Raw genomic sequence first — 22,409 nt, 5'->3', positions numbered from 1 at the left:
GTTCACCGGCTCGCGACGCCCGGCAAACCTTTCCGGCCACGGCACCAGGCATGGTGCGTCGGCGCCTCACGCACCGTGCGCCACGTACAGGCGCACCGCCTCGTGCAGCCGGTAGCGGACCCGGCCGGACCGGTCCGGCTCGCCGGCCCGGATCATCTGGCGGTGCAGGAGTTCCTCCAGCAGGTCCACGGCGAGCCGCCGGGACGGGGTCACCCGGTCCAGCATGTCCTCGACGCCGAAGTCGTCACTCACATCGCGGAGTTGGTACAGGGATGCCTTCAGCGGGGGCGGCAGGGGCCGGTGGTAGGCGGCCACGCTCGCCCGCAGGGACAGGTCCCCGACGGACAGCGTGGCCAGCCGGTCCCGCTCGTCCGCCAGCCGGTCGGCCAGGTCGCGCGGCGACCGGCGCGGGCGGGCCGAGAGCCACAGCCCGGCGAGGTGCAGGGCGAGCGGCAGCCCGCCGCAGTACCGCACGATGTCGAATGCGGCCGGCCGGTCGGCCCGGACCCGGGCCGCACCCGCAAGGTCCTCCAGCACCCGGCAGGCGTCCGGCCGGCCGAGCGCGCCGATCCGGTGGCCCGATCGCCCCGGCAGGGCGGGCAGTTCGCGGCGCGCGGCGACCAGGACGGCGCTGCGCCCGCCGTCCACGAGCAGCGGACGCACCTGCGCCTCGGTGACCACGTTGTCGAGCACCACCAGCACCCGCCGTCCGCTGAGCGCGTCCCGCAGCCGGGCCCGCGCCTCCTCGGGGCCGCGGACGCCGGCACTCCGGCCGAGGGACCGCAGGACGCGGTGGACCAGCTGGTCGGAGGTGAAGGGGACGCAGGAGGTGGGGTGCAGGTCGACGTAGACCTGGCCGTCCGGGAACCGGTCGCGCGCCGCGTGCGCGGTGCGCAGCACCAGGGCGGTCTTCCCGGCGCCCGGCGGCCCGACGACCACGGCGGGCCCGCCCCGGCCGGGCAGGCGCGCCGCCAGCGCGTCCGCGAGCGCCTCCCGTCCGGCGAGGCGGTTCGGGGGCGCCGGAGGCAGTTCGGCCGGCACGGTGGATCCGGGTGGAGCGGCGGCACCGGCCGGCCGCTCGCCTCCCCGGGGCAGCCGTAACAGCCGCCGCACCTCGGCGGGCGCCAGCCCGAGCGCCTCGGCCAGCAGCACCAGCGACTGCCTGCGCGGCCGGGCGGTGTGCCCGGTCTCCAGATTCCGTATCGCCCGCACGCTCAGCCCCGACCGCACCGCCAGCTCGTCCTGGGTGAGACAGGCCGACTCCCGTGCCCGTACCAGCGCCACGGCGAGGCTCGGCCCGGGCCCCGGGAGGTGCGGCCCGGCCCCGGAGGGGGGCGGGAACGTCACCCGTTCTCCCGGACGGACACCACGGACGGTCCGCTCAGCGGCCGGCGCAGCGCGGCGACGAACTTGTAGCGCGAGCCCCGGTACACCGAGCGCACCCATTCCACCGGAGTGCCCTCGCTGTCCCGGGAGTGCCGGGACAGCAGCAGCATCGGCAGGCCCACGTCGGTGGCGAGGAGCTGGGCCTCGCGCGGCGTCGACAGCGAGGTCTCGATGGTCTCGTCGGCCTCCGCGAGATGCACGCCGTACACCTCGGCGAGGGCCGTGTAGAGCGAGGGGTACGTGGTCAGCGAGCGACGCAGCCCGGGGAAGCGCCGTACGGACAGATGGGTCGTCTCGATCGCCATCGGGTCGCCGCTGGCCAGTCGCAGCCGCTCGATGCGCAGCACGCGTTCGCCGGCGTCGATGCCGAGGAGCGCGGACAGCCGGGCGTCCGCGGGCACCTCGCCGATGTCCAGCACCTGCGAGGCGGGTTCCAGGCCCTGCGCGTGCATGTCCTCGGTGTGCGAGGTGAGCTGCAGGGTCCGGTACAGCTTGGGCTGGGCGACGAAGGTGCCCTTGCCCTGGATGCGGTCGAGCCGGCCCTCTCCGACCAGTTCCTGCAGCGCCTGCCGGACGGTGGTGCGCGAGGTGCCGAGCCGGACGGCGAGCAGGCGCTCCGCGGGCATCGCCGAGCCGGGCTCCAGCGCCTGCGTCATCTCCAGCACCTGCTGCTTGATCCGGTAGTACTTCGGCACGCGCGCGGTGCGGCCGGGCGCCCCCCTGGGGTGCTGGGCGCTGCTGACGTCGGTGGCCATGCCTGCCTTCCCGGCTGTGGGTGTGGGGGCTCCCGTTATAGCGACCAACTGCCTTATGGTCTAGTCCAACTGGCGCGAGAGGTCTAGTCCAGCAGACGCGCCGGGCGGGAAAGGGACGGAGGTGCTCCGGTGACTTTCTCGTAACGGCCACAACGCCTTTCCGAACCACCCTTGACACCCAAAAAGGTCTAGGCCAAGCTCCACCGTACTGGTCTACACCATTAGTGACCAGGTCCCAGAGCCCTACGTGCAACAGCGTCGTACGCAGGTCACCGCCGAGGGCGTGGGGGGATTAATGGCATCCCTGAGGAGGGTGGCGTGAAGCGCAAGCTTGCTGCCGCGATCGTGATCGCGGGCATGATGGTCTCCGTCTCAGCTTGTGGCGGCGACGACAAGGACACGGGCAAGAACGCGGGACCGGACAGCTTCAAGGGCCAGACCCTGACGGTCTGGACGATGGACGGCTCGGCGCCGCCGCAGTGGTCCAAGGACGTGCAGGCCGCCTTCGAGAAGAAGACCGGCGCCAAACTGAAGTTCGAGATCCAGAAGTGGGACGGGATCCAGCAGAAGATCACCACCGCCCTCTCCGAGTCCAGCCCGCCGGACGTCATCGAGGTCGGCAACACCCAGACCCCGGCCTACGCCGCGACCGGCGGTCTCGCCGAGCTCGGCGAGCTCAAGCAGGAGATCGGCTCGGACTGGACTCCGTCCGTCTCGCAGTCCTCCGTCTTCGAAGGCAAGCAGTACGCCGCTCCCTGGTACTTCGCCAACCGCGTCGTCATCTACAACAAGAAGATCTGGGCGAAGGCCGGCATCAAGGACACCCCGAAGACCCGGGACGAGTTCTTCAAGGACCTGGAGGCCATCGGCAAGAAGACCGACGCCGAGCCGCTCTACCTGCCCGGCCAGAACTGGTACTTCTTCGACGGCCTGACCATCGGCCAGGGCGCCGACCTGGTGAAGAAGCAGGGCGACAAGTACGTGTCCAACCTCGGCGACCCCAAGGTCTCCGCGGCCATGGAGCTCTACAAGAAGTACGCCTCCTACTCCAAGGCCCCCAAGGACAAGGACGAGGCCACCCCGCAGCAGGCCACGATCTTCGCCAAGGGCAAGACCGGCGCCTTCATCGGCATGGGCTGGGAGGCCGGCACGGCGATCCAGGCCGACAAGTCCATCGAGAAGGACCTCGGCTACTTCACCATCCCGGGCGAGAGCGCCGACAAGCCCGAGGGCGTCTTCCTCGGCGGCTCCAACCTCGCCGTCGCCCAGGGGAGCAAGAAGCAGGCCCTGGCCAAGGAGTTCCTGAAGATCGCCCTGTCCGACGAGTACGAGGGCCGGCTCGCCAAGCTCAACGGCGTCATCCCGAACAAGGAGTCGCTGGAGAGCAACCTCAAGGGCAACGGCGCCGCCGAGGCCGCCGCTCCCGGCGCCGCGGCCGGCGGCACCACCCCGCTGATCCCCGAGTGGGCCGCGGTGGAGAACACCCCCAACCCGATCAAGTCCTACATGACCGCGGTGCTGAACGGTAAGTCCCCGGCGGCCGCCGCCAAGCAGGTCGAGGGCGAGATCAACAAGCGCCTGGCCCAGCAGAACTGATGACCCGCGCCGGGGGCGTCGGCGGACGCCCCCGGCTCAGTCGTTCGTACAGCCCGTACAGCCCGTACAGCCCGTACAGCCCACACGGCCCGTACGGTCACGGAAGAGATGGCAACTCATGTCAGTGCAGACCGAAGGCACGGACACGGCCGGGGAGCCCGCTGTCCACAAGGCCCGGGTGCCGGCGCCGCCGAGGGGTGAGGACGGCGGCTCCGCCCCGTCCGCCCGCCGCGGCGCCGCAGCTCCCTATCTGCTCCTGCTGCCGGCACTGCTGGCCACACTGATCCTGCTCGGCTGGCCCCTGGTGAAGAACGGCATGCTGTCGTTCCAGAACCTCAACCCGCGGCAGCTCATCCAGCACCTCACCGAGTGGAACGGCGGCGACAACTACGAAGAGGTCCTGTCCGGTTCGGACTTCTGGCACGTCGTCGAACGGTCGGTGGTCTTCACCGCGGTCAACGTCGTCCTGATCATGCTGCTCGGCACCCTGACCGGGCTGCTGCTGGCCCGGCTGGGCAAGAAGATGCGGCTGCTGCTCCTGCTGGGCCTGGTGCTCGCCTGGGCCATGCCCGTCATCGCGGCCACCACGGTCTACCAGTGGCTGTTCGCGCAGCGCTTCGGCGTCGTCAACTGGGTGCTGGACAAGCTCGGCTGGCACTCCATGGCCGACTACAACTGGTTCGGCTCCCAGCTCTCCACCTTCTCCGTGATCACGCTGCTGATCGTCTGGCAGTCGATCCCGTTCGTGGCGATCAACCTGTACGCGGCCACCACCACGGTCCCCAAGGAGCTGTACGAGGCCGCGTCCCTGGACGGTGCCGGCGCGTGGAAGAGCTTCACCTCGGTGACCTTCCCGTTCCTCAGGCCGTTCCTCTACGCCACGACGTTCCTCGAAGTCATCTGGGTGTTCAAGGCGTTCCCGCAGATCTTCGCGATCAACGAGGGCGGCCCCGACCACCTCACCGAGACCCTGCCGATCTACGCCTTCGTCGAGGGCGTGGGCAACCAGCACTTCGGAGTCGGCGCGGCGATCTCCTTCCTGACCATCCTGGTGCTGCTCGTCATCACCTCGTACTACCTGCGCATGGTGCTCAAGCAAGAGGAGGACGAGCTGTGAAGCGCTCGGTCTTCGGCCGTATCTGGCCCAACGCGACCGCCGTCATCCTCTTCGCCGGCTTCGTGTTCCCCGTCTACTGGATGTTCGCGACGGCCTTCAAACCGACCGGCGACATCATCTCCGAGAACCCGGTGTGGTTCCCGACGAACATCACGGCCGGCCACTTCGCCAAGGCCGTGGACGCCGACCACTTCTGGACCCTGGTCCTCAACTCCGTCACCGTCACGGTCAGCGCGGTGCTGCTGTCACTCGTCATCGCCCTGTTCGCCGCCTTCGCGCTCGCCCGGATGCGGTTCAGGGGCCGGCGCGGCTTCATCGTGACCTTCATGCTGGCGCAGATGGCGCCCTGGGAGGTCATGGTCATCGCCATCTACATGCTGGTCCGCGACAACGAGATGCTCGACAGCCTGGTCCCGCTCACCGTCTTCTACGCGATCATGGTGCTGCCGCTGACCATCCTGACGCTGCGCGGCTACGTGGCCGCCGTGCCGAAGGAGCTGGAGGAGTCCGCGATGGTCGACGGCTGCACCCGTACCCAGGCCTTCGTCCGGGTGATCTTCCCGCTGCTCGCCCCCGGTCTGATGGCCACCTCGCTGTTCGGCTTCATCACCGCCTGGAACGAGTTCCCGCTGGTCCTGATCCTCAACAAGGACATCGAGAAGCAGACCCTGCCGCTGTGGCTGTCCCAGTTCCAGACCGCCTTCGGTGACGACTGGGGCGCCACGATGGCAGCCTCGTCCCTGTTCGCGCTGCCCATCCTGATCCTGTTCATCTTCCTGCAACGCAAGGCTGTCAGCGGTCTCACCGACGGCGCCGTGAAGGGATGACGCCCCCGATGACCACACTCGCCACTGGGCCGGACACCCTCACCCGGGACGCGTTCGCCGTGCTGCAGCCGGGGTTCGACGGCACCACCGCCCCGGACTGGGTGCGCCGCCGGCTCGGCGAAGGCCTCGCCTCCGTCGCCCTGTTCGGCCGCAACGTCGTCACCGAGGAGCAGGTCACCGCGCTGACCGCGCAACTGCGCGCGGAGCGGGACGACCTGCTGGTGGCCATCGACGAGGAGAGCGGGGACGTCACCCGCCTGGACGTGCGCACCGGCTCGTCCTTCCCCGGCAACCACGCGCTCGGCGCCGTCGACGACCCCGGCCTCACCCGGGGCGTGGCGCGCGAGCTGGGCCGGCGCCTGGCCGCCTGCGGCGTCAACTTCGACTGGGCGCCGTCCGCCGACGTCAACGCCGACCCGGACAACCCCGTCATCGGGGTGCGGGCCTTCGGCGCGGACACCGACCTGGTGGCCCGGCACACCGCCGCCTGGGTCGAGGGCCTGCAGTCCACCGGTGTCGCCGCGTGCACCAAGCACTTCCCCGGGCACGGCGACACCAACGTCGACTCCCACCACGCGGTGCCGCGGATCGACGTGGACGCCGAGACGCTGTACGCGCGTGAACTGCCCCCGTTCCGCGCCGCGATCGCGGCCGGCAGCCGGGCCGTGATGAGCGCGCACATCCTGGTCCCGGCCCTCGACCCGGACCGCCCCGGCACCCTCTCCCGCCGTGTCCTCACCGACCTGCTGCGCGGCGAACTGGGCTACCAGGGCCTGATCGTCACGGACGGCATGGAGATGCGCGCCATCTCCGGGACCTACGGCCTGGAGCACGGGGTGGTCCTCGCGATCGCGGCGGGCGCGGACGCGATCTGCGTCGGCGGCGGCCTGTGCGACGAGGCCACCGTGCTGAACCTGCGGGACGCGCTGGTGGCCGCCGTGCGCTCCGGCGAGCTGCCGGAGGAGCGGCTGGCCGACGCGGCCTCGCGGGTGCGGGAACTGGCGGGGTGGACGGCCGCGGCCCGGAAGGACGCCGGGACCGTCGTGCCCGAACCGGAGATCGGCCTGGTCGCGGCCCGCCGCGCGCTGACCGTGACCCGCGGCGGAGCCGCCGCGCCGGTCACGGAACCGGTGTACGTGGCCCGGTTCGACCCGGCGCCGAACATCGCCGTCGGCGACGAGACGCCGTGGGGCGTGGCCGCCGAGCTGACGCGGCTGCTCCCGGGCAGCACGGCCGGCTCGTTCACCGGGCCCGACGCGGGCCGCGAGGCCCTCGCGGCGGCGGGCGGCCGGCGGATCGTCGCCGTGGTCCGCGACGAGCACCGGCACGGCTGGATGGGCTCCGCCCTGGACGCCCTGCTCGCCGCCCGCCCGGACACCGTCGTGGTCGAGATGGGCGTCCCGCAGGCCGCGCCGCGCGGCGCCGCGCACATCGCCACCCATGGCGCCGCCCGCGTCTGCGGTGTGGCGGCGGCGGAGGCCGTCGTCGCGGGCTGAGGCAGCCACGCCGGAGCCGTCACCAGGCCGGCACCGAGCCCCCCACCGGGGCCCGGTGCCGGCCTTTCCCATGCCCGACAAGCGGCATTGCGGCGGCAGTCGGGCGGCACTTTGCCGGGGTACCGACCGGTAGTCGTTGACACCCTCAATTGGTCTAGTCCAGCTTGGGAGGGCGCTTCTGTTCGATCACCACGGAGTGACGGCATGCACCAGCCCACCACCCCCTACCTCCACCGAGCGGCCTCCGGCCGCCCCTACTTCAGCGCGGACGGCGAGACCTATCTCGCCCCGACCCCGCTGCGCGACCTGGAGAAGTCCCAGCCCCTGAGGGTGCTGTCCGAGGAGGACTTCGCCTTCTGGCAGACCTACGGCTACGTCGTCGTCCGGGAGGCCATCACCCCCGGCGAGGCCAAGGGCCTGCTCGGCCTCGCCCTCGACTTCCAGGGCCTCGACCCCGACCGCCCCGAAACCTGGTACGTGGAACCGGAGTTCCGCTCCGAACTCGACCGGCACCTGTTCATCTACGGCTTCGTCGAGGCCTACCACCACCAGCTCATCTGGGACAGCCGCCAGACCCGCCGCGTCCACGACGCCTTCGTGGACGTCTGGGACTGCGAGGAGCTGTGGGTCACCCTGGACCGGCTCAACCTCAACCCGCCCAACATCCGAACCCGTTCCCGCTCCCTGATCGAACCCACCGACGAGGGCTTCGACATCGAGCTGCACTGGGACGTCGACACCACCCTCGCCGTACTGCCGCAGCGGGTCCAGGGCATCATCGCGCTCACCGACACCCGCCCCGAACTCGGCGGATTCCAGTGCGCCCCCGAACTGTTCCGCCGCTTCGAGGAGTGGCGCCTCGCCCAGCCGGCCGGCCGCGACCCGGTCCGCCCGGCCGCCGACCGCGCCGAGTTCCCCGTGGTCCGGCCCGACCTCCAGGCCGGCGACCTGCTCATCTTCAACGGGCTGCTGGCGCACGGCGTGGCACCCAACCGCTCCGACCACGGCCTGCGGGCCGTCCAGTACCTGTCGATGATGCCCGCCCTGGAGGAGCACACGGAGCTGCGGCGGTCCCGCGTCGAGTCCTGGCGCACGCTCAGCACCCCCGACTGGAACGCGACGCTGCTCGGTGACGCCCGCCGGCCGGAGGCGCTGCGCTACGGACCCGCCGAACTCGACGGACTCGGGCGCAGGGTGCTCGGCCTGGACTCCTGGTCCGGCACGGAAGGGGCACAGTGAACCGCGTCTGTCTGTGCCTGCCCACCAACCGGGCCTGCCCCGCCACCATCCGCGCCATCCACGAGGAAGCGACCTACGCGGCACGGCACTTCGGCGCCGACGTCCAGCTGCTGATCCTCGACTCCTGCGACGACCGCACCCGGGCCGAACACGCCCGCGTGGTCGCGCGGCTCCCGCCGACGGCCGGGGTCACCGTGCACCACCTCGGGGAGGAGACGCAGCGGGACTTCCTGCGCCGCGCGATCCGGCGCGCCGGCCTGCCCGAGCCGGACCGCATGCTCGGCCTCCTGCTCCCCGCCGGCGTCTCCTACGGCGCCTGCACCGACCGCGCCTTCCTGCTGGCCGCCGCCCTCGGCTGCCGGTCGGTGCACCGCAGGGACTCCGACAGCACCTACCAGGTCCGGCACGGGGAGAAGGTCTTCCCCGTCCACCACGAACTGCCCTCGCTGGGCCTGCGGGCCGCCGACGCCTCGGCCCACGTGACCGTCACCGACCTCGACCCGGCCCACACCGGCCGCCCGGTGTCCCTGGCCGGAGCCTCCTTCATCGGTGAACTCTCCGTCGACATCGCCGAGATAAGGCGCCTCGACGAGGGGGTCTACCACGACGTCGTCGGCCTGTGGGCGCCCGCCGACTGCCACCCGGAGGCCAGGCACCGGCTGGTGGAGGAGTCCTTCACCGGAGCGGGCACCACCCCCTTCACCCGCGACCACTCCACCCTGACCCTCGTGGACCCGATGCGGGTGGACATGTGCAACATCGCCCTCCACCACGACGTGTACGAGCGGATCCCGCTGCCCCCGGCCACCGACACCATCGGCAGCGACTACTTCCTCACCCACCTGGTCCACGACGCCACGCTCCCCGGCGTCCTGCACAACCGGCACATCGAGAACTTCCACACCCCGGAACGCCGCACCGACGCGGGCTTCCTCGCGTACCAGACCCGCTTCGTGAAGTTCCTGCTCTCGATGCTGTACTTACACCACGTCTACGACCGCATGGCGGCGGCGGGCGCCGCCCTCCTGGACGACCGGCAGCGCGTACGGGCCCGACCGGTCGTGGAGTTCCTGCGCGAGAGCACCACCCTGGACCGCGCCGAGAACGCGTGGCGCCTGGACCGGATCGACACCGCCTACCGCACACTCGGCGGGCGCTACGAGGAGTTCGCCGAGCGGCTCACGTACCGGCGCGAGGAACTGCTGGACCGGGCCCGCCGGGACATCGACGACTTCGCCCTGCTCGTGGAAGCCTGGCCCGCGCTGGTCGACGCGGCCCGCGACACCGCACCCGGAAGCGGGTCACCGTGAGACCCGGCCCGCGACTGGCCGCCGCACTGGCCGACGCCCCGGCGGACCGCATCGTCTACGACCTCGTCGGCATCGAGAACCAACTCGACCGGCTGCGCGCCGAACTGCCCGGGGTCCAGGTCCGCTTCGCCCTGAAGGCCTGCCCCGTCGACGAGGTCCTGCGGTGCCTGGCGGACCGGGGCGCCGGCTTCGACGCGGCGAGCCCCGCCGAGATCCGGCAGGCCCTGCGCACCGCAGTACCCGCCGACCGCGTGCACTACGGCAACACCGTCAAGTCCGACGCGGACATCGCCGAGGCCCACCGGCTGGGCGTCCGCACCTTCGCCACCGACAGCCTCCAGGACGTCCTGGCGATCGCCGAACACGCGCCCGGCGCCCGGGTGTTCTGCCGCCTCGCCACCAGCGGTGACGGCGCCCTGTGGGGCCTGAACCGCAAGTTCGGCTGCTCCGCCGGGGACGCCGTGCGCATCCTCACCACCGCCCGCGCGTCCGGACTCACCCCGGCCGGCCTCTCCGTGCACGTCGGCTCCCAGCAGATGACCGGCGAGGCCTGGCAGCAGGCCCTCGACCTGCTCGCCGAGGTGCTCGTGACGCTGGACGGGCTGGGGATCGCGCCGGACCACGTCAACCTCGGCGGCGGCCTGCCCGCGCTCGGCTACCTCGACCGGCACGGCGAACCCCTCGACCCGCCCCTGGACAAGATCCTCACCGTGATCCGCGAGGGCATGGAGCGCCTGAGCGGTCTCACCGCCGGCCCGCTCGGCCTCGTCATGGAACCCGGGCGGCACCTCGTCGCCGACCACGGAGCCATCCGCGCGCACGTCTACCGCCTGACCGGGCGGACACAGCCGGACGGCAGCCACGCCCGCTGGCTCTACCTCAGCGTGGGCCGGTTCAACGGCCTGTACGAGATGGACCAGGTGAGCCACCGGCTGCTCTTCCCCACCCACCCGGACGGGGACCGCGTACCCGCCGTCGTCGCGGGCCCCACCTGCGACAGCGACGACGCCTACGGCGGCGGCCGGCACCCGGCCCACGTCCCCCGCGCCGCGGCCTCCGGCGACCCGGTCTGGATCCTCTCCGCCGGCGCCTACGCCACCAGTTACACCACCCGGGGTTTCAACGGCATCCGCCCGCTGCCGTGCGTCTGCACGCGCGGTCCGGAAGGACAACACTGACATGACAGACGTGATACGCGGCATCACCGAGGCCGACTGGCCCCAGGTCGCGGCCCTGGAGGCCGGGGCGTACGCGGACACCTCGCTCACCGAGGGCGAGGCCGGACTGCGCTCCCGGGCCGCGGCGGGCACCTGCTTCGTCCTGGACCTCGACGGCCGCCTCGCGGGCTACGTACTGGCCCTGCCCTACCCGATGTTCCGCTACCCGGACCTGACCCGGCCGGAGCGCGTCGCCCACCGGTCGCCCAACCTCCATCTGCACGACCTCGTGATCAGCGCCCCCCTGCGGCGCAGCGGACTGGGCAGCCGCCTGGTGCGCCACCTGACCCACGCGGCGGACGCGCGCGGCTACCGCACGATGTCGCTGATCGCGGTCGCCGGCAAGGAGCCCTTCTGGCGGACCAACGGCTACCAGCCGCACCCCGGGGCACGACTGCCCGCAGGCTACGGCGGTGACGCGGTGTACATGTCCGCGCCGGTGACCTCCGCGCACCGGAGGGCCGGCTGATGGAGCGCTCCGACTTCCGCCGCGCCAAGTGGTCCATCGCCGCGCTGTTCTGCTTCCTCGGCCTGCAGTACGCCACCTGGGCCGCGCGGCTGCCCGCACTCAGGGCACGGCTGGACCTCGGCGCCGGCGAGGTGGGTCTGCTGCTGATGGCCTGCGGCGCGGGCGCGGCGGCCTCCTTCCCGCTGGTCGCCCACCTGATGCGCAGGGTCGGCTCCCGACGCCTGTCCCTCGCCTCCGCCCTGTGCCTCACCGCGCTGCTGGCCGCCCTGTCGGTGGTGCCGGACTACCCGCTGGCCCTGCTGGTGATCTGCGCCGACGGTGTCGCCGTGGGCTGCCTGAACGTCGCGATGAACGCGCAGGGCGCGGCGCTGGAAGCGGCCCACGGCCGCACCGCCATGTCCCAGCTGCACGCCACGTTCAGCGCGGGCCTGCTCGCCGCCGCGCTCCTGGCCTCCGGCGTCACCGCGGTCACCCCGTCCGTCCCGGCCCACTTCGCGGTGGCGGCGGCGCTCCTGCTCCTGCTGCTCGCCGCCGCGCGCCGGGGCCTGCTGCCGCACACGGTCCCTGGCCCCGAGACCCCGAAGAAGCGGTCACGCCTGGCCACGCCCTCCGGGAAGACCCTGGTCATGGGCTGCGCCATGGCGTTCGGCACCATCACCGAAGGCGCCATGAACGACTGGTCCACGCTCTACCTGAAGGACGTCGTCAGGGCCTCGCCCGCCGTCGCGCCGATGGGCATCGCCGTCGTCTCGGCCATGATGCTGCTGGCCCGGGTGCGCGCGGACCACTGGCGCGACCGCTGGGGCGACGCCCGCGTGGTGCGCACCGGCAGCGCCGTGGCCGGCCTCGGCCTGGCCCTCGCCCTGCCGGCGGGCGGGGTGGTGCCCACCCTGCTCGGCTTCGCCTGTGTCGGTCTGGGCGCGGCCGCGGTGACCCCGTGCGTGTACGTGGCCGCCGCCGAACGCGGCCCGGACGCGCTGTCCCTGGTCGCCGCGATGGGAACGACGGGCCTGCTCGCCGGCCCCGCGCTGATCGGCTTCGTGGCGGGCGCGGGCGGCCTGACCCTGGGCATGGCCACGGTCGCCGCCTCGGCGCTGATCGTCACCCTCGCGGCGACCTGGATCCCGTGGCGGGAGAGGGTCATCCAGTCCGCGTCCGGCCGCTCTTGAACACCGTGTAGTAGTCGCCGGACATCAACTCGAGCCGGAACACCATGCCGTACCGCTTGCGGACGCCGGCGACCGTCGCCGACCGCGGCTCCCGCACGAACCGCCGCACCGGTGGATCGTTCTTCGCGGCGTACGGCTCACGGACCAGGCGCCCGGGGTCGTGGTCGCGCACCGGGTCCCAGGTCAGCGTGTCCCCCCAGGCGAACACCTCGCTGGGGTCCGCGTCCTTGGGGCCGTTGGGATTCGGGCCGTCGTGCCGGTAGTAGGCGAGCAGCTTGCTGCCGGCCTCGTCATGCGTGAACGGTATGTCCGAGCCGCTTTCGCCGGCGGTGAGAATTCCGTCGACGACATCGTCCATGTGCCGGGGATCGGCACCGAAGTACGCGGTGACGGTCATCCCGCACTTGATCTTGTACGTGTCACTGCCGTCCTGGAAGAACGGCTGCTTGCCCTTCCCCGTCCGGCAGTCGTCCCACACCGCGACCATGCCGAGGGTGAGCGGAGTGCGGTCGGCGTACTCCCGCACCACCTTCCGCAGCCGCTTCTCCACCTTCTGCCGGGCCGCGACCGCCTGGCTGCTTCCGGCTAGTTTCCGGGCCTCCTCCGGGCTCACGGCTCGATTGTCGTGAGCGCAGCCGGTGGCCGTGCCCGCGCACAGCAGCAGCGCGAGCAGCAGACCTGACTTCACCCTCATCGCCGGTGTCCCTTCGTGATCGAAGCCGGGGCAGCCCTGTGCGGGCTGCCCCGGAGTGGTCAGTGATCGGAGCGATCACGGGTGATCGTCACAGGCCCATGCCTGCCATGGTGCGCTCGAGGGAGTTCGCGTAGAGGCGCGCGCCCCCGATCTTCGGGTGGAACGACTGGGCCGACAGACCGTAGTCCCTGAGCCAGGGCCAGTCGTTGCTCGGGCTGTCGGACTTCACGAGCGTCTTGACGATGCCGTGGACCTGCTCCGGGTCACCGCACACGCCCTTGCCCGCGAAGTCGCTCGCCGGGTTGGAGAACCAGACGTTGATCCCCTTCTTCTTCGCGTCGTCGGACGCGCCCTGCATCGCTGCCGCCAGCGTGCCGGCGGTGGCGTTGAGCCAGTCCGCGGACTCCGAGGACAGACCGAGCGCACTGATCTTCAGGCAGGAGCCCTTGTCGGAGAGCAGCGGCGGGTAGCCCATGAGGACGATCTTCGCGTTCTGCGCCCTCGCGTGGATCTGCGCCAGCGTCTTCAAGATGTCCGGGCGGACGACCTGGTTGATGACGCCCGGCACGGCCGTCTCCAGGGTCTGCCCGACGAATCCTCCGTCTCGCCCGTGGACGTCGCCGTCCATGTCCCCTTCCTCGAACTTCTTGTCCTTGCAGTTGCCGCCGCCGAAGGACAGCAGGCACTTCTGGAAGATGTCGGAGAAGCGGGAGTCGTTGCCGCCGATGGAGATCGTGACCAGGGTGGTGTTCTGGTCCAGGTAGCCCTTGTCGATCTGCGGCAGCTCACGGCTGTTGGTCTGCACCACACCGCCCTGGTACGCGCCGTCGATCTGCTTCTCCTTGGTCAGCACGTCGTAGGTGCGGGCACCGGAGCACGCGATCAGGTGGTAGTCCATGTTCGCGTCCAGCGAGTCGTCCAGCTCGCCGATGGACTTCGACGCCCCGGGCAGCTTCGCCTGGCGCGACCACGCCTGGGTGGAGCGGTGGCAGGCGTCACGGGCGTTGTCGTCCAGCTTGCTGCGGTAGTTGGTCTCCGGGTAGTAGTCCCGGTCGCCCTCGGAGGCGCCCTCGCCGGAGGAGTACGAGTCACCCATCGCGACGACCGAGTTCTTCGGCTTCCCCGCCAGCGGCTGGAACGCGACCGCGCCCCAGGCGATGTCCTCGTCGGCCGTGCCGTCCTGGGTGGAGCTCGACAGGGTCACCGCCGGCCGTCCCGTGAAGTGGAAGGCGCCCAGGCTCACCCAGCGCCCGGCGCGCTGCTGCACGGAGCGTTCCGGGCTCTTGCTGTCGCTGTTCAGGACGTGGTAGCCCGCGAGCCGCGTCTGCGCGCCGGTGTCCGGCAGGTGCACCAGCACGCGGGCCCAGGTCATGTTCTGCCCGAGGGTCCAGGTGCCGGTGGTGGTCATCCGGCCGGCGTCGCCGCCGAGGTGGTCGGCGTCGCGCGTGTGGGCGTACCAGAAGTGCCCGCCGTAGCCGCCGCCGACCTGGTGGAGGTCCTCCTTGCCCTCGTAGCGGCCGTCCTTGTCGGCGTTGAAGTGGAACCCGAAGGATCCCGCGGACTTGACCGGGCCGCAGTCGGACCACGTCGGTGTCCCGTCCGCCACCGAGGCCACGACCTTCGCCCCCGACGGTGCGCCGGTGCACACCGGGGTGCCGTCCTTCAGCCGATGGCCCTGTCCCGGCTCCGAGATCAGCGTCTGGTACTTGATGTTCTCGTGTCCGCAGCTCATGGAGCAGTCGGACTTCCAGGTCACGTTGGGCTGGTTCCACCAGTACTGCTTGTAGCAGTCCTCGTTGGAGCAGTTCGGCGGGACGTTCGCGTCACAGCCGTTCTTGGTGTTGCAGAACGCGTCCAGCGGCGGCGAGACCATGCTGCGGTAGGCCTTCATCGTCCACCACGCGGGCTGGAAGCCGGCCGAGGAGAACCCGGAGTCACCCGGCCAGTCCTGGTGGCCGTCGGTGCCGTAGGAGAAACCGGTGTCGATGGACCAGGCGGCCCAGCCCATCACCTTCTCCTCGTACGGCCAGTCCTGCGGGCGCGCGGCGTCCTTGTTCGCCTCCGGGCCGTCCACGTCGGTGTCCATGAACGGGTGGCCCCAGCTCTTCTTGTAGAGCGGGTTGGCCGGGTTGTTGTACCAGCCCAGCCCCCAGTGGCCGGCGTTCTTGCCCGCGTCCGAGGCCGGGTTGAAGCCGAGGTTGTAGTTCCACACGGCGGTGAACCAGTTCTCCACCATCGCCGGGTCGTCGTTGTTGACGGTGACCTTCTGCCCGCTCTCGTGGACCTCGTTCCACTTGTCGGCGAGGATCGACATCGAGGCCGCGATGTTCGTGGCGTAGTCGGTCGCGATCAGCTTCTGCAGGGCTGGGGACAGGGCGGTCTCCTTGTGACCGTTGTCGTCGGTCTTCTCGTGCCCGGCCAGGCGCATGCCGTCGGTGACCTGTCCCACGCCGTAACCGCAGTCGGACTTGTCCCAGTGGATCTGCCAGTACGCGTTCGGGTCGTCCTTGACCGCCTTGCGGCCGTAGTAACCGTCCATCGCCGCCAGCGGGTTGCCCATCTGGCCGGGGATCGAGCCGTTCTCGGCCTGCCACAGGTTGGACTCCTGCGCCACGATGCCGAGCAGCACGTTCGCCGGGATGCGTCCCTTGCCGTCACCGCCCGCCAGCTTCGGCACCGGGAACAGGCTCTGCGGGTCGATGTTGCCGAGGACGGCCTGGCTGCGGTAGCCGCCCTGCCGCAGGTACTGTGCGCGCAGCTGGCCGCGGACGGCCATGTCGACGGCCCACTCGACCTGGTTCGGCGTCGGCTGCAGCGCCTGCGCGTTCACGTCGTTGCGGGAGACGGCGCAGATGCGGTCGGTGTCGCGCGGGTCGAACTGCGCGTTCGGGTCCGCGACACCCGACAGCGAGGGCCGCCCGGCCTTGGCGCCGGTGCCGGGGAGCGCGGGCGAGGGGTTCTTGCCGCCCGGCGCGGTCGTGTCCGCGACCGTCTGCTCCACCTTCCTGCCGGTGGCGGTGGCGGTGCTGGTGACCGTCACCGGCTGGTCCGCCGCCACGGTCTCGGGGGTCGGCGCGGGGTCGCCCTGCGGGCGGGGCTCCGCCTTGGAGAAGCCCTTGCCGGCGTTCCTGACGTGCGCGAGGCCCGCGCGGACGCCCGGGGTGAGGACCGGTTCGACGGCGAGCCGGCCCAGGGTGGAGATGTCCGTGTCGGCTGGGGCGTCGATTCGGGTGATCCCGGTGCCCTGTGTCTTCGGGGCTCCCCCGGGGCGGCCGGTGAGGAACACCCGGCCCGCCTCGCCCGGCATCAGGTCGAGGTCGCCGAGCTTCCCGGTGGCGACCAGGGCCGGCTTGCCGTGCCCGGACCACACCTTCGCCCGCACGGTCTTCGTGTCCTCGCGGTCGACGAAGCCGATCCGGCCGTCCCGCGTCGGCCGGATGTCGAAGGGGACGCTGTCCCCGGTGGCGAGGCTCTTCACCTTGCCGGAGCGGTCGATGTGCACCAGGTCGCGGCCGCGCGCGGCCACCGCACCGTCCGCGACCGGGACGGCACTGGTGACCTCGCCCTTGAGCGCCGCCTCGTCGAGTGCCCTGCCCGCCGCGTCGACGGTGACCACACGGGTGCGTGTCCTGGCGGGGTCGTTCATGTTCCGGAAGGCGGTGAACGCGGCCGTGTGCGTCCGGGTGTTGCAGGACGGGTCGAAGTAGGCCAGGGACACCGTGAACGGCAGCTTCGTCACGTGCCCGTCGGCGGTGTTGACGATGGCGGCGAAGGCGCCGCCCTGCATGAGGTCGGGCTTGTTCGTGAAGGTGCGCGGAGCGTAGACGGCCGCGACATGGTCGCGGTCCAGCACACACTGGTTGCCGATCCACGAGTCCGCCGTCAGGCCCGGTTCCGACAGGACGGCGGCGGTCTTCCACTCGTATGCCCGGCTGCTGTCGGCCACCATGATCTTCAGCCCGCCGGTGTCAGCGGCCGCGGTCACGGCCCGGTCGGCGCTGCTCTTCCAGCCCCTGCCGAGCAGGCTGTCGGGATGCGCGACGCGTGCGGGCGGCGTCGGCCCGGACCGGTCCGGTGCGGAGCCGGGGCGCGGCGCCGCGAGGGCGGGAGCGGCCTGTATGAGGGTGCCGGTCAGCGCGGTGCAGGCCACCACGGCGGCCAGCGGCGCGAGTCTGTGTCTTCTTGCTCTCAAGAGAGATTCCCCGTGTTCCCCGTTTTGATGTGGAGTTGTGGTGCGCGGAAGCGAGGGGCCTCACCGACAGGAGGCGAACTGGTCAGGTCCGCCCACCTGTACGGCGGGAAGCGTCCTCAGCCCGGTGCGAGAGCGTGTCTCAGCCGTGGACGAGCGGAGACCCCGTCAGTTCCTTGGTGAAGGCCCCGTGTCCGTCGCCCTCGATGTCGTAGACGATCGTGGCGTCGGTCGACCAGAACACCTCACCGTCGTAGACGGGGGACGGAGCTACGCAGTTGTTCGCGGGCTCGTCCTGGAACCAGGTGTAGTTGTCGTTGACGAGCTGGGTCAGGTCGCAGGTCTTGCTGGTGACGACGTGGTCCTCGCTGGTCTTGGTGAGACGCTCCTCCACCCGGCTCGTGATCTTGAAGCTGGTGAACCGCTTGGAGTTGTCGATGACCTGGTCGTCGAGGATCTGCCAGTACGTCATCGACCTCGTGGTGAGCTTGCCGTTCTTCAGTGCCGCGCTGTTGTCGACGTAGTACTCCGTCTGCGGCTTGCTGCCGGGGAAGGTGACGTCGAACGTGGTGGTGGTCGCGGTCGTCGCGGCGGCGGCCGGACCGGCGAGAAGTGCGCCGAGGGCGACGGCGGTTGAGACGAGTCCGACGGTGGTCAGCGTCCTGCGCATGAGTGTTCCTCACTGGTGTGTCGGGAGTACGACATCGGTGGGGTGCCGCCGCTTCCGCCGCGCTGGACCGGCACGCGTGTACGCGAACCCGGCCATGCCCGTGCGGTCCCGGTGGCCCGTTCCGTGAGCGGGCAGGGGTGGGCGCGGCGAGTCGCGGATCGATGGTCCCCGTGGATGGTCGGCGCCCCGGCCGGACTGGTCGGGTCCGATGCCTGCGATGGGCGCCCGTCACTGTAGACACACGGGAAACACCGGCAGAAGGGCCGGATCCAGTGGTGGCGCAAAGTCGCTCAGTGAAACGGAGTCTGTGCCAACAGACGCTGTCGACGGCGGGGATGGCCGGTGAAGCCGGTCAACCACTCCGGAAGTGGAAGAAGATGTGAGCCATTCGTGAAGATCGGTAATGGCTGAAAACAGTCAGGATTCGTCGGAAGTCGCGGCTCCGGGGAGACGTGACTCCCCATCAGCCCGGCACCGATGGCCCTTGACGCTCCGGCCGGGCGTCTGCCTATGGTTACCGGCGCGTAGGGCAGCCCGACCAGCTGCCGCGGCGCGCTTGTCAACGACGGGGGAATCGTCACGGGGGCGCATTGCCATGCCGCCACCTGGGCCCCGGCATGTCCTGAAGGGAAAACCCACTCCCATGCGCAAGTTCATCCGTGTGGCCGCCCTCGGTGCGGTGATCGCCGCCACGACCCTGGCCACCCCGCAGGCGTTCGCCCGCAGTGCCCCCGACGGCGAACGTCTCGTCGCCGGCACCGGCGTTCACCTCACCGCCCGTGGCGCTCAGAACCCGGACACCCGTGCGGTCGCCGCCGCCGACCCCGCCGCCGTCGGCGCCGCGACGACGCTCTGCGGCAGCGGCTACAAGCTGGACAACGCCGAACGCCTGCCCGACTCCCGCCGGTTCGGCACCCTGTTCACGTACACCAAGGACGTGCGGGGCGCGTACGGCGTCTGCTCCGTGTTCGAGAACAACACCTCGGGCGCCAAGCACATGAAGCTGAAGTTGTGCGCCGGCCTGCGGGAGGGCGGCTGCAAGACCGACGAGGGCACCTACAGCCAGTACGCCGGCCCCGTGAAGATCGAGAGCGGCAACCCCATGTACATGAACTGCCCGCCGGTCACCGCGATCATGTGGTCCGGCAGCACCGCGATCATCGACCGGGTGAGGTCGGCTACGCCTTGTGACTGACGGGAGCCCTGCTTCCCGAACGCCTGCCGAGGGGCAGGAGCCGCTGCCGATGACGCGACGGTGCCCGCGGGCACCGTCGCGTCATCGGTCGAGGAGCTGCCGCTTCTGCCGCTCGAACTCGGCGTCGGTGAGGACACCCTGGTCGCGGAGTGCGGCCAGTTTGGTCAGCTCGTCGGCGACCGAGGCCGGGGGAGCCGGGGCGGGGGTGGTCACCGGCATGGGTGGGACGGCAAGCGCGGCCGGTACGGGCTTGGTGGCCACCGCCGGCCGGACGGCCCAGCGGCCGGCGAACACCGCGACGCCGATACCGGCGAGGACCAGGCCGAAGGTCTTGTCCTCCTCGGCGATGCGCTTGTCCTGCTCGGCCTCGAACGCGGCGTCCTTGACGGACTGGTGGGCTTCGTAGCCGATGATGTCGGCCCAGTCGGCGGCGGAGGCGTCGATGGCCGCCTGGTCGGCGGCGTCACCGTCGGCGGCGGCCTGGCCGTAGATGATCAGCCCGATGGCGGCGATGATCAGTCCGGCGAGGGTGAGCGCGAGTCGGGCGCGTCTTTTGGCGGTGGTCACGTGCGGTCTCTCTGGGAGTACGAGTGCTGGTGACCATCAGACACCCGCCGCGATCAAGAGGTTGTACGGAAAGCCCCTCCGGCGCCGCTCAGGCCAGCGAGAGGAAGAGCTTCTCCAGCCGCGTCCGCATCTGCTCGGGGTCCTCGCCGTCCTTGCGGCCCGCCTCCATGTCGGTGATGCACTTCTGCAGGCCGGTGGCGATGATCGCGAAACCCGCCCGGTCCAGCGCCCGGGACGCGGCGGCCAGCTGCGTGACGACCTCCTCGCAGTCCCGGCCCTCCTCGATCATCCGGATCACGCCCGAGATCTGGCCCTGCGCGCGGCGCAGACGGTTCAGGACGGACTTGAGTTCCGCACCCGCGAGATCCAGTTCCACGATCACTCCTCGAAAAATACCCCTAGGGGTACTGTACGTCCCGGTTCGGGACACCGTCGACCACCAAGGGACACAACAGCGGCGGCCGCCTCCGTCATCCCGGCGCGTCGCCGGAGCTCATAGCCCGAGGCTGAACCAGGTCGTCTTGCCCTCGTCGGTGGGGCGTACACCCCAGTCGTCGGCGAGGGCGCGGACGAGCAGCAGACCGCGACCGGACTCGTCGTCCTGCGTCGCCAGCCGGGGCTGGGGCAGATGCAGGCTGCGGTCGCTGACCTCCACGGTCAGGGCGGTGTCCGTGCGGCACACGTGCACCCCGATCGGACCCTGGGCGTGCTGCACGGCGTTGGTGAGGACCTCGGAGAGCAACAGGAGCGCGTCGTCCGCCGTGCCTGTGCAGTCCCAGGCGACAAGCGCCTTGCCCAGGAAGTCGCGGCCGGTCCGTACGGACTCGGCGGCGGCGGGCAGGTCCGTCGTGACCGTGGCCAGCGGCGCCGCGGGGAGCTGGGTCAGCAGCAGCGTGACGTCGTCGTGCCCGTCCGCGTCGGGGAGCAGCGTGGACAGGACGTGTTCGGCGGCGGCCTCCAGGTCGGGCGGCGTGTCCGGCAGCCTGTCCAGCGTGGCGATCAGCTCGGTGAGCTGGTCCTCGATGTCGGTCCCCGGCGTCTCGATCAGCCCGTCCGTGTACAGCACGAGAGTGGCGCCGGGCTCGACCGTGGTGCGGCGCTGCTCGTAGATCACACCGCCGACCCCGAGGGGGGCGTTCACGGGCGCCGGGAGCACCTGGGCGCTCCGGCCCGGCGCGATGACGAGGACCGGCAGGTGACCGGCGGAGCACATCGTCACCTCCCCCGTGTCGGCGGCGATCACCAGGTAACAGCAGGTGACCAGCTGGTCCGGGACGTCGAGGTCGGCGACGACGCTCTCCAGTGTCTGCATGAGCTGCCGCGGCTGCACTCCGGTCTTGGCCAACGCGTGCGCGGCCGAACGCAACTGGCCCATGACGGCGGCGGCTTCGAGGCCGCGGCCCATGACGTCGCCGATCAGCACCCCTACCCGGCCCGCGCCCAGCGGGATCAGGTCGAACCAGTCGCCGCCCACGCCCGCGCCCTGGGTCGCCGGAAGGTAGCGGCTGGCGGTGGCGAGGCCCGGGATGGCGGGCGGCGTGCCCATGAGACTGCGCTGCAGCGTGAGCGCGATGTGCCGCTGCTGCTCGTACAGCTCCGTCAGCTCGGCCTCGGCGCGCTTGCGGTCGCCGATGTCCCGGACGATCGCGCACGCCCCGACGACCTTGCCGTTGCGGCCCCGGGTCGGCCACAGGGTGACGTCCACGTCCAGCAGGCCTCCGGAGCGGGTGACCCGCAGCGTCTCGAAGTGCTCGACCTTCTCGCCCTGGCGCAGCCGCTTCAGGAGCGCCGTGATCTCGTCCCCGCGCTCGGGCGGTGCCAGCACGGCCACGTGCCGCCCCAGCACCTCGTCCGCCGTGAACCCGTACAACCGCTGGGCCGCGGCGTTCCAGTACGTGATGTGACCGTCGAGGGTCTTGGCGAGGATGGCGTCCTGCGAGGACTCGACCAGCGCGGCGAGTTCGTTGATGCGCTCTTCGGCGGCCTTGCGTTCGCTGACGTCGCGTACGGCGGCGGAGACGAGGAGGCCGTCGGCGGTCTCGAGTGGGCTGAGGCTGATCTCTACGGGGAACTCGGTGCCGTCCTTGCGCAGTCCGTAGAGGTCGAGTCCGGCGCCCATGGGGCGGACCTGCTGGTTGTGGGTGTAGGCGTTGCGGTGTTCGGTGTGGTGGTGATGGAAGCGGCCGGGGACGAGGAGTTCGACGGGGTGGCCGAGGAGTTCCTCGCGGCGGTAGCCGAAGAGGGCTTCGGTCTGGGCGTTGACGAGTCGGATCATGCCCTGGTCGTCGACGATGACCATCGCGTCCGGCGCCGCCTCCAGCAGCCCCCGGAACCTCTCTTCGGCGGCCTTGCGTTCGCTGACGTCGCGTACGGCGGCGGAGACGAGGAGGCCGTCGGCGGTCTCGAGTGGGCTGAGACTGATCTCTACGGGGAACTCGGTGCCGTCCTTGCGCAGTCCGTAGAGGTCGAGTCCGGCGCCCATGGGGCGGACCTGCTGGTTGTGGGTGTAGGCG

At 71.1% G+C, this 22,409-nt stretch carries 18 protein-coding genes; 10 read left to right on the top strand and 8 right to left on the bottom strand.

Features of this window, described 5'->3' with window-relative positions; genetic code table 11:
• Nucleotides 1-66: 66 nt before the first annotated feature.
• Together ACFVVO_RS05530 and ACFVVO_RS05525 are read right to left on the bottom strand one after the other, a co-directional pair.
• Nucleotides 67-1,347, bottom strand: coding sequence for an NB-ARC domain-containing protein (locus ACFVVO_RS05530; protein ID WP_390051939.1), 1,281 nt, complete (start codon nt 1,345-1,347; stop codon nt 67-69).
• Nucleotides 1,344-2,141, bottom strand: a complete 798-nt coding sequence (locus ACFVVO_RS05525) for a GntR family transcriptional regulator (RefSeq protein WP_390051938.1) — start codon at nt 2,139-2,141, stop codon at nt 1,344-1,346. The genes ACFVVO_RS05530 and ACFVVO_RS05525 overlap by 4 nt, the downstream gene beginning before the upstream one ends.
• 318 nt (nt 2,142-2,459) lie before the next feature.
• Here ACFVVO_RS05525 and ACFVVO_RS05520 point away from each other — a divergent pair, with 318 nt between their 5' ends.
• From ACFVVO_RS05520 to ACFVVO_RS05480, 9 genes are all read left to right on the top strand, one after another.
• Nucleotides 2,460-3,737, top strand: a complete 1,278-nt coding sequence (locus ACFVVO_RS05520) for an extracellular solute-binding protein (protein ID WP_390051936.1) — start codon at nt 2,460-2,462, stop codon at nt 3,735-3,737.
• Between the two features lie 118 nt (nt 3,738-3,855).
• Nucleotides 3,856-4,854, top strand: a complete 999-nt coding sequence (locus ACFVVO_RS05515) for a carbohydrate ABC transporter permease (protein WP_390051934.1) — start codon at nt 3,856-3,858, stop codon at nt 4,852-4,854.
• Nucleotides 4,851-5,681, top strand: a complete 831-nt coding sequence (locus ACFVVO_RS05510; protein ID WP_390051933.1) for a carbohydrate ABC transporter permease — start codon at nt 4,851-4,853, stop codon at nt 5,679-5,681. Before ACFVVO_RS05515 ends, ACFVVO_RS05510 begins: the two co-directional genes overlap by 4 nt.
• Nucleotides 5,682-5,689: 8 nt before the next feature.
• Entirely contained in the window at nt 5,690-7,177 is a 1,488-nt protein-coding gene (locus ACFVVO_RS05505) for a glycoside hydrolase family 3 protein (protein WP_390051931.1), read from the top strand.
• A 204-nt stretch (nt 7,178-7,381) separates the two neighbouring features.
• Nucleotides 7,382-8,416 (top strand): phytanoyl-CoA dioxygenase family protein, encoded by a 1,035-nt coding sequence (locus ACFVVO_RS05500; RefSeq protein WP_390051929.1) that lies wholly within the window; start codon nt 7,382-7,384, stop codon nt 8,414-8,416.
• Nucleotides 8,413-9,726 carry a DUF6271 family protein gene (locus tag ACFVVO_RS05495; protein ID WP_390051928.1) on the top strand — a complete coding sequence of 438 codons (1,314 nt, stop codon included), beginning with the start codon at nt 8,413-8,415 and terminating at the stop codon, nt 9,724-9,726. The genes ACFVVO_RS05500 and ACFVVO_RS05495 overlap by 4 nt, the downstream gene beginning before the upstream one ends.
• Nucleotides 9,723-10,904, top strand: a complete 1,182-nt coding sequence (locus tag ACFVVO_RS05490; RefSeq protein ID WP_390051926.1) for a type III PLP-dependent enzyme — start codon at nt 9,723-9,725, stop codon at nt 10,902-10,904. Before ACFVVO_RS05495 ends, ACFVVO_RS05490 begins: the two co-directional genes overlap by 4 nt.
• A gap of 1 nt (nt 10,905) precedes the next feature.
• A complete protein-coding gene (locus ACFVVO_RS05485) occupies nt 10,906-11,412 on the top strand; it encodes a GNAT family N-acetyltransferase (RefSeq protein WP_390051924.1) in 507 nt (168 codons plus the stop codon).
• Entirely contained in the window at nt 11,412-12,581 is a 1,170-nt protein-coding gene (locus ACFVVO_RS05480) for an MFS transporter (protein ID WP_390051922.1), read from the top strand. Before ACFVVO_RS05485 ends, ACFVVO_RS05480 begins: the two co-directional genes overlap by 1 nt.
• Here the strand turns inward: ACFVVO_RS05480 and ACFVVO_RS05475 are convergent.
• The 3 genes from ACFVVO_RS05475 to ACFVVO_RS05465 form a co-directional block, all read right to left on the bottom strand.
• Nucleotides 12,553-13,275 (bottom strand): hypothetical protein, encoded by a 723-nt coding sequence (locus tag ACFVVO_RS05475; protein WP_390051920.1) that lies wholly within the window; start codon nt 13,273-13,275, stop codon nt 12,553-12,555. The two genes, ACFVVO_RS05480 and ACFVVO_RS05475, sit on opposite strands and share 29 nt — an antisense overlap.
• A gap of 88 nt (nt 13,276-13,363) precedes the next feature.
• A complete protein-coding gene (locus ACFVVO_RS05470; RefSeq protein WP_390051918.1) occupies nt 13,364-17,467 on the bottom strand; it encodes an SGNH/GDSL hydrolase family protein in 4,104 nt (1,367 codons plus the stop codon).
• Nucleotides 17,468-17,606: 139 nt separating this feature from the next.
• Nucleotides 17,607-18,134 carry a hypothetical protein gene (locus ACFVVO_RS05465; protein WP_390051916.1) on the bottom strand — a complete coding sequence of 176 codons (528 nt, stop codon included), beginning with the start codon at nt 18,132-18,134 and terminating at the stop codon, nt 17,607-17,609.
• Between the two features lie 643 nt (nt 18,135-18,777).
• On the opposite strand from ACFVVO_RS05465, the gene ACFVVO_RS05460 reads away from it, so the two are divergent.
• Nucleotides 18,778-19,329 (top strand): hypothetical protein, encoded by a 552-nt coding sequence (locus ACFVVO_RS05460; RefSeq protein ID WP_390051915.1) that lies wholly within the window; start codon nt 18,778-18,780, stop codon nt 19,327-19,329.
• Nucleotides 19,330-19,410: 81 nt separating this feature from the next.
• Here ACFVVO_RS05460 and ACFVVO_RS05455 read toward each other — a convergent pair whose 3' ends face one another.
• From ACFVVO_RS05455 to ACFVVO_RS05445, 3 genes are all read right to left on the bottom strand, one after another.
• Nucleotides 19,411-19,896 carry an SHOCT domain-containing protein gene (locus ACFVVO_RS05455; protein ID WP_390051914.1) on the bottom strand — a complete coding sequence of 162 codons (486 nt, stop codon included), beginning with the start codon at nt 19,894-19,896 and terminating at the stop codon, nt 19,411-19,413.
• 88 nt (nt 19,897-19,984) lie between these two features.
• The gene (locus ACFVVO_RS05450; protein ID WP_199212454.1) at nt 19,985-20,272 is read right to left on the bottom strand and encodes a metal-sensing transcriptional repressor; all 288 of its coding nucleotides are present in this window, start codon (nt 20,270-20,272) and stop codon (nt 19,985-19,987) included.
• Between the two features lie 117 nt (nt 20,273-20,389).
• A partial coding sequence (locus tag ACFVVO_RS05445; RefSeq protein WP_390051913.1) for a PAS domain S-box protein occupies nt 20,390-22,409 on the bottom strand: 2,020 nt, incomplete at its 5' end.

The sequence above is a fragment of the Streptomyces sp. NPDC058145 genome (genome assembly GCF_042884245.1).
GTDB lineage: Bacteria > Actinomycetota > Actinomycetes > Streptomycetales > Streptomycetaceae > Streptomyces.
The sequence above is the reverse complement of the archived record's forward strand: the minus strand, read 5'-3'. Positions and strand labels throughout refer to the sequence as shown.